This window comes from Kitasatospora sp. NPDC059327 (genome assembly GCF_042752535.1).
Classification (GTDB): Bacteria; Actinomycetota; Actinomycetes; order Streptomycetales; family Streptomycetaceae; genus Kitasatospora.
Genome location: NZ_JBHYYB010000041.1, coordinates 33,814 through 40,963, shown reverse-complemented (window position 1 = coordinate 40,963; position 7,150 = coordinate 33,814). Strand labels below are relative to the sequence as shown.

At 75.5% G+C, this 7,150-nt stretch carries 5 protein-coding genes; 4 read left to right on the top strand and 1 reads right to left on the bottom strand.

The window, feature by feature from the left end:
* Positions 1 to 273 precede the first annotated feature (273 nt).
* Positions 274 to 2,472, bottom strand: coding sequence for a prolyl oligopeptidase family serine peptidase (locus tag ACFXHB_RS24100; RefSeq protein ID WP_380576673.1), 2,199 nt, complete (start codon positions 2,470 to 2,472; stop codon positions 274 to 276).
* A 315-nt stretch (positions 2,473 to 2,787) separates the two neighbouring features.
* On the opposite strand from ACFXHB_RS24100, the gene ACFXHB_RS24095 reads away from it, so the two are divergent.
* The 4 genes from ACFXHB_RS24095 to ACFXHB_RS24080 all read left to right on the top strand — a co-directional run bounded on the left by ACFXHB_RS24095 (position 2,788) and on the right by ACFXHB_RS24080 (position 6,972).
* Positions 2,788 to 2,982: a DUF2304 family protein gene (locus ACFXHB_RS24095; RefSeq protein ID WP_030307746.1), complete on the top strand. Its 195-nt coding sequence runs from the start codon at positions 2,788 to 2,790 to the stop codon at positions 2,980 to 2,982.
* Between the two features lie 31 nt (positions 2,983 to 3,013).
* The gene (gene mshB / locus ACFXHB_RS24090) at positions 3,014 to 3,922 is read left to right on the top strand and encodes an N-acetyl-1-D-myo-inositol-2-amino-2-deoxy-alpha-D-glucopyranoside deacetylase (RefSeq protein ID WP_380576672.1); all 909 of its coding nucleotides are present in this window, start codon (positions 3,014 to 3,016) and stop codon (positions 3,920 to 3,922) included.
* Entirely contained in the window at positions 3,919 to 4,380 is a 462-nt protein-coding gene (locus ACFXHB_RS24085; RefSeq protein WP_380576671.1) for a DUF6113 family protein, read from the top strand. The genes mshB and ACFXHB_RS24085 overlap by 4 nt, the downstream gene beginning before the upstream one ends.
* A 237-nt stretch (positions 4,381 to 4,617) precedes the next feature.
* The gene (locus tag ACFXHB_RS24080) at positions 4,618 to 6,972 is read left to right on the top strand and encodes a peptidoglycan binding domain-containing protein (RefSeq protein ID WP_380576670.1); all 2,355 of its coding nucleotides are present in this window, start codon (positions 4,618 to 4,620) and stop codon (positions 6,970 to 6,972) included.
* Positions 6,973 to 7,150 lie beyond the last annotated feature (178 nt).

The window sequence follows — 7,150 nt, the reverse complement described above, 5'->3', positions numbered from 1 at the left end:
CACCCCCCCACCACCGCCGCCGGCGCGCCCGCGGCCCGCGGGGGGGGCCCGCGGGCGGGGCTCTGCACGGTGGTATCCCCCCCCCCCCCCACGCCCGGCCCGGGTGCCGCCCGCCGGCGGTCGTCGGAGCCCCGTGCCACCATCTCGGGCAGCGGCCGGACAGATCGACCCCGTGCGGGCACACGCGGCCGAGGGGGAGCGGCAGTACGGGCCCCGCGGCCCGGCGGGCCGCGGCGCCCCGAAGGGACCGTCACCCGCTCCCCCTCCTCCGGCTCAGATCCCGAGCGACTTCTTCACGAAGTCGACCTGGAGCAGCAGCAGGTTCTCCGCGACCTCCTCCTGCGGGGTCATGTGCGTCACGCCGGAGAGCGGCAGCACGGTGTGCGGCCGGCCGGCCGCCAGCAGGGCCGAGGAGAGCCGCAGGGTGTGCGCGGCCACCACGTTGTCGTCCGCCAGACCGTGGATGATCATCAGCGGGCGCTCCAGCCCGGCCGCGTGACCGGTCAGCGAGTTGGCCGCGTAGACCTCGGGCCGCTCGGCGGGGTGGCCCAGGTAGCGCTCGGTGTAGTGGGTGTCGTACAGCTCCCACTCGGTCACCGGGGCGCCGGCCACCGCCGCGTGGAAGACGTCCGGCCGGCGCAGCACGGCGAGCGCCGCGAGGTAGCCGCCGTAGGACCAGCCGCGGATGGCGACCCGGCCGAGGTCCAGCGGGAACTCCTCGGCGAGCGCCCGCACCGCGTCCACCTGGTCGTCCAGGGTGGCACCGGCGAAGTCGAAGGCGATCGACTTCTCCCACTCCGGCCCGCGCCCGGGGGTGCCGCGCCCGTCGGCGACGACCACCGCGAAGCCCTGGTCGGCGAACCACTGCGAGTTGAGGTGCGGGTTGTGCGCCTGGACGACGCGCTGCCCGTGCGGGCCGCCGTACGGGTCCATCAGGACGGGCAGCAGGCCGTCCCGCTCGCGGTCGTAGCCGGTGGGCAGGAAGACGGCGGCGGGGACGCGGCGCTCACCGGCGAAGCGGAAGACCGGACGCGCGGTGAGGACCGGGGTCTCGGCGTAGGACTCGACGGTGGCGACGACGTCGACCACCACACCCTCCGGGAGGTCCCGGGCGACCTGGACCAGCGTGCCCGGCAGATCGGGCTCCGCGGTGGCCCGCACGGTGATGCCGGCCGCGTGCAGGGCCGTGGTGACCGAGGTGAACGGCCGGTCGTTGGAGGCCTCCCAGGAGAGCCGCTTGCCGTCGTGGCTGATCCGGCCGACCGCGATCCAGCCCGGCTCGGGGTCGGTCTCGGCGGCGCCGCCGGAGGCGGTGAAGAAGACCTCCTCGGCCGTCACCGCCAGCACCGAGCGCACCAGCAGGTCGGCCCCGGTGACGGCCTGGTCGCCGATCACCAGCGCCCGCACCCCGCCGTCCTGCCCCGGGTGCGCGCTGTCGGAGATCCGCACCAGCTTGCCGTCCGGCGTCCAGGCCGGGACGCCCTGGAAGAGCTCCAGCCAGGCGTCGTCGCGCTCCTCGGCCAGCAGCTCGGTGGCACCGGTCTCGACGTCCACCCCGAGGATCCGCTGGCTGCGCTGGTCCCGGGCCTGGACGAGCAGCAGCGGCACGCCGCCCGTCGACCAGTGCACGCGCGCCAGGTAGGGGAAGGCCTCGTCGTCCCAGACGATCTCCGTCCGGCTGCCGTCCAGGCCGATCAGCCAGAGGCCGACGCGGGCGTTGGCGGTACCGGCGGCGGGGTAGGCGATCTCGGCGGGCTCGGTGCCCGGGTTGGCCGGGTCGGCGATCCACCAACGGCGCACCGGGGTGTCGTCGGCCCGCTCGACCAGCAGCCGGTCGCTCTGCGGCGACCACCAGAAGCCGCGGTCGCGGCTCATCTCCTCCTGCGCGACGAACTCGGCCTGGCCCCAGGTCACCCCGGGGCCGTCGGGCTGCGCGAGGGCCCGGTCGGCGGTGCCGTCGGTCCGGGTCAGCCGCAGCTCACCGGCGGTGTTGGCGTACGCGACGTGGGCACCGTCCGGGGCGAGGCGCGGATCGACCACCGGCCCCTCGGCGGGCAGCTCGGCGGTGGCGCCCACGACCAGGTCGGCCGTGAAGAGCCGGCCGGAGAGGGCGAAGGCCGCCAGCGCGCCGGCGCCGTCCAGGGAGTAGCCGACGATGCCGGCCGAGCCCTCCCGGCTGCGCTCGCGACGGGCCTTCTCGGCCGGGGAGAGGTCCTCCTCGCCGCCGCCGAGCAGGGCGACCGGATCGGCGGCGATCCGCTCCTCGCCGGTGGTGGTGTCGAGGGTCCAGAGGCGGTTGGCCCGGTCGCTGCCGAGGGGGGTCTGTCCGGCGGCGGGGCGGGGGAGGGAACGCAGGAAGACGACCCGGGAGCCGTCGGGTGCGACGGAGAAGGACCGGGGGGCGCCGACGGTGTAGCGCAGGGTGCGCGCGTACTGCCTCGGGAAGGTGTCCGCAGGGGTGTGGGAGGTCATGGCACCAGACCCTATGACGTTCCCGCGCCACCACCCGGCGGATTGTGATCACTCGTTCGGAGCATCGTTCGCCGGGGCACCCCCGGGGGGCCCGCACCCCTTCCGACCGGCCCATGCGCCCTGTTCGTGCCACCATGCCCCGGCGCGCGAGGCCTCACCGAACGTAATAAGCCCCTCACTCATCGGGTATGACTGGTTCAACGCGTGATCGTCGGCCCCGTCCCGGGTCCCGGTCACCCGACCGCAAGTCCCGCACGGTCCCGACCGCCGCCCTCCCCGAGGGGGTGGCGCACCCGAGAAGGGGTGTGAGCCGACATGGCTTTGTCCATCTCCGCAGCCATGCTGATGCTGGTCATCGTGGTGGTGCTGATCCGCCGCTCCGGCCTGAAGCTCGCGCACGCGATCGTCTGCGCACTGCTGGGCTTCTACCTGGCGTCCAGCTCCATCGCGCCGTCGATCAGCCAGGTCACCAGCAACCTCGCCGGAATGATCAACGGCCTGAAGCTCTGACCCCCCGCACGCGGTCGTTAGGCTTCGTCCCATGACCGCGACTACCGGCCGCCGCCTGCTCCTGGTGCACGCCCACCCCGACGACGAGTCGATCGGCAACGGCGCCACGATGGCCAGGTACACCACCGAGGGCACCCGGGTCACCCTGGTGACCTGCACCCTCGGCGAGGGCGGCGAGGTGATCCCGCCGGAGCTGGCCCACCTGACGGCGGATCGGGACGACACCCTCGGCCCCCACCGGATCGGCGAGCTGACCGACGCCATGCGCGCGGTCGGCGTCGCCGATTTCCGCTTCCTCGGCGGCCCGGGCCGCTACCGCGACTCCGGGATGATGGGCGTCCCCGACAACGACGCACCCGGCTGCTTCTGGCAGGCGGACGTGGACGAGGCGGCCGGCCACCTGGTCGCGGTGGTCCGCGAGGTGCGGCCGCAGGTCCTGGTCACCTACGACGAGGACGGCGGCTACGGTCACCCGGACCACATCCAGGCCCACCGGGTGGCCATGCGCGCGTACGAGCTGGCCGCCGACCCGGCGCACCGGCCCGAGCTGGGCGCGGCCTGGCGGATCGCCAAGGTGTACTGGAACCGGATGCCCCGCTCGGTGATCGAGCGGGGGCTGGCCGAGACCGCCGCCAAGGCGCCGTCGCCCGGGGCTGCGAAGCCCTCCGACGTCCCCGGCGTGGTGGACGACGCCGTGATCACCACGGTGCTGGACGGTGCGGCGTTCGCCGGCCGCAAGGCGGCGGCGATGGCCGCGCACGCCACCCAGATCACGGTGCACGACGACTGGTTCACGCTCTCCAACGACCTCGGCCAGCCGCTGGTCGCCACCGAGTACTACCAGCTGGTACGCGGCCAGGCCGGGCCGCGGCTCCCGGAGGACGACCTCTTCGCCGGCCTGGACAGCGCCTTCGAGACCTCCGAGGAGAGTGCCCGATGACCGAGCCCGCCACCCAGCAGGCCCGTCGCCGGTCGGTCCCGGCGGCCGTCCTCGGCACCCGCGCCGAGCGGCTGGCCGAGCCGCAACCCCCGCGAATCGGGCGGATCGCGGCCTATGTCCTGTTCTTCCTGCTGGGCATCGCGGTGTCGGTCTGCGGAGCATTTGTGCAGGCCTTGTGGCCGCCCGTGGGAGTCCTGCTGGCGCTCGCCGCCACCGGCGCCACCTTCTACGCGGGCCTTCGGGTGACCGGCACCCGGCTCGGCGCGGCCCTGCCGGCGGCCGGCTGGTTCCTGGCGCTGCTGCTGGTCATGGTGCCCCGCCCCGAGGGCGACAATGTGCTCTGGACCAATGCCACGTCGCTCGCCTGGCTGTTCGTCGGCTCGATCCTCGGCGTGATCTGCGCCACCCTGCCGACCCGGACCAGCTGGTTCCCCGGGGTGCCGGGCCCACCGCGCTGACCGCCCCGGCGGGCCGCGTACGGTACCGCGTACGACGCGCAGTCAGGACCACACGGCCGTACTCTCATACCGGAGGAACCGGACGTATCAGGTTCTATCCGAACCGGTTCACCGCTCAGTTCTTCCCAGTATGGTGGTGCCGCAGAACGCCGTACCCGACCGCCGCCCGCCAGGCCCGGCGACCACGAACCGCGGTCGCGCCGCACGGCCCGCCCGCGAACCCGGAGCAGAGCAGCATTGAGCAGCCGCGAATCTGACAACGCCCACCCGACGCCTCGGCGGACGGGTCCGGACGCCTACCCGTCGGGCACCCCGCCCTACGGCACACCGGGCTTCCCCGGCGGCGACCGCGCGGGTGCCGGTGCCGCCCCGGGCTCCGCGTCGAACGGCGAGGACGAGGGTCCGAAGACCGAGACCACGCTGACCACCCGGGTCCGGATCAACATCCCGGGCTCACGCCCGATCCCGCCCGTGGTGGTCCGCAGCACCGTCAAGAACGAGGACGGTCAGGGCGAGGACAACCCGCCCGCGGCCGCCGAACCGGCCGGTCCCCGGCACCGCTCCGCCGCGTCCGCCTCCCCCGTCCTCGGGGTGATGGACGGCGGCGCGCGAGCGGCCACCCCGCCGAACCTGCCGCCGGAGTGGGAGATCCCGCCCGCCACCTCCGAGTCGGAGTCCACCGGCGCGTGGTTCCGGCCGCGCCAGAAGAAGGGCCCGGCCGCGGAGCCCGCCGCCGTCCCGGCCGGCGCCCCGGCCGCGCCCTCCGATCCGACCGCCCCCGGCAACGCGCCGAGCGCCGGCGCCGAAGCCCGCCCGAACGGCGCCCGGCCGAAGGCCGCGCGCTCCGCCCGGCCCGCGGACCAGGGAGCGGCCCGCCCGAACGGCCGCCCGGTACCGGCGCAGGCCGCCGCGCCGGCCCCGGCACCGCGCCCGACCGGTGCGCCCGCCTCCCCCTTCGGCGCCGGACCGGACGCCCTCGGGGACGAGGCCGGCGTGTACGAGGACGCCCCGGTGGACCCGTTCGCCACCGGCCCCGGCGCGGACCCGTTCACCCCCGACCCCTTCACGCCCGGCCCCGGTGCGGCGCACCGCGCGCCGCAGGGCGCCGGCCACCCGCAGCAGGGCCCCGGCCACCCGCTGGGCGGCCCGGCCGGCACCGCGAACCCGGAGGACACCTCGGTCGACGGCTTCGCGCCGATCCGCGAGGACGTCCCGCCGCCCACCGCCATATCCGGTACGCCGCACGGCGCCCCGGCCCAGCACGGCCTGTCGCCGAACGGCGCCCCGCAGAACGGCCGGCCGCAGCCCGGCCTGTTCGCCTCGGCCCCGGCCGGCGCCGACCCGTTCGCCGCCCAGCGCCCCCCGGCCGGCGCGGAGCCGTACGGCACCGCCGCCCCCGGCGGCCTCTTCCCCGGCGCCCCCGGCCACCAGGGCGAGCCGACGCACCCGTTCGACCCGCACGCCGAGCTGCGCGAGGGGCCCGGCAGCGCCGCCCCCGGCCGGCCGCACCCCGGCGGCCCGGAGGCCGGTACGCCGGCCGGTCCCGGCCAGGTGCCGGCACCCGCGCCGACCCCGCGGCAGCCCGCGCCCGCCGCACCGCAGGCCCCCAAGGCCGCCACCGGCAAGGCCAAGCGGGGCGGCGGCGGCAAGAAGCTCGTCAAGCTCGGCGTCTACGGCGTCGGTGGTGTGCTCTTCCTCGGCGCCGCCGCGTACGGCACCGGTCTGATGCTGAACCAGTCCGACATCCCCAAGGGCACCGTGGTGCTCGGCACGGACATCGGCGGCAGCAACCGCGACCAGGCGATCCACCAGCTCGACGAAACGGTCGGCAAGGCCGGCCAGCAGCCGGTCAAGCTGAAGATCGGCGACCAGGCGCTGGACCTCGACCCGGCCGTCGCCGGGCTGAGCTTCGACACCACGGCCACCGTGGACCGGCTCACCCAGCACTCGTACAGCCCGGTCGACGTGATCACCTCGCTGAAGGGCGACGAGAAGGCCGTGCCGCCGGAGGTCAAGGTGGACCGGGCCAAGCTCAAGGCCGCCCTGGAGGGGCTGGCCGCCGGTTCGGGGCAGGGCCTCCAGGAGGGTTACGTCCGGTTCGGCGACTCCGGCGAACCCGTCGTGGTGCCCGGCCGGGCCGGCCAGGCGGTCGACGCCGCGTCCGCCGTCGACCAGGTCGAGCAGGCCTACCGCGACCGCGCCTCGGGCAAGTCCGAGCAGCCCGTCGCGCTGACCGTGACGGCCGCCCAGCCCAAGGTCTCCCCGCAGGCCCTGCAGGCCGCCGCGGACAGCCTCGGCAAGTCCGCGGTCAACGGCAAGATCCACATCGTGGCCGGCGCCAAGACCTGGGACTTCGGCCCGAAGACCGCCCCCAAGACGCTCACCCTGGTGCCCGACGCCGCCGGCAAGATCGTGCCCAAGTGGGACCTGGACGCGCTGAACGGCCAGCTGAGCGGTGTGTTCGACAAGGTGAAGGTCAAGAAGAACGGCCAGACCGTCGTGCTCACCCCGCAGGACGTCGCCGACGCCATCGCCTCGGTGCTGGACAAGACCGGCGACAAGGACCGCACCGTCAAGTTCACCGCCGCCTGAGCACGTTCACCCGCCACCCCGGCGCGCCCACCGGCACCGGGCGCGCGGCGGGGTGACCGAACCACCGAGGGGCGGGGGGGGGGGGGGGGCCCGCCCCCCCCCCCCCCACACCCCCCCCCCCCCCCCCCCCCCCCCCAGCACCCGACAACAACAAAACCACCAAAACGCGCACAACGAG

Excerpts from the sequence above, each read along its gene's own strand:
- ACFXHB_RS24100 (WP_380576673.1), bottom strand. The coding sequence starts at position 2,472 with ATGACCTCCCACACCCCTGCGGACACCTTCCCGAGGCAGTACGCGCGC.
- ACFXHB_RS24085 (WP_380576671.1), top strand. The coding sequence starts at position 3,919 with ATGACCGAGCCCGCCACCCAGCAGGCCCGTCGCCGGTCGGTCCCGGCG.
- ACFXHB_RS24095 (WP_030307746.1), top strand. The coding sequence starts at position 2,788 with ATGGCTTTGTCCATCTCCGCAGCCATGCTGATGCTGGTCATCGTGGTG.
- mshB (WP_380576672.1), top strand. The coding sequence starts at position 3,014 with ATGACCGCGACTACCGGCCGCCGCCTGCTCCTGGTGCACGCCCACCCC.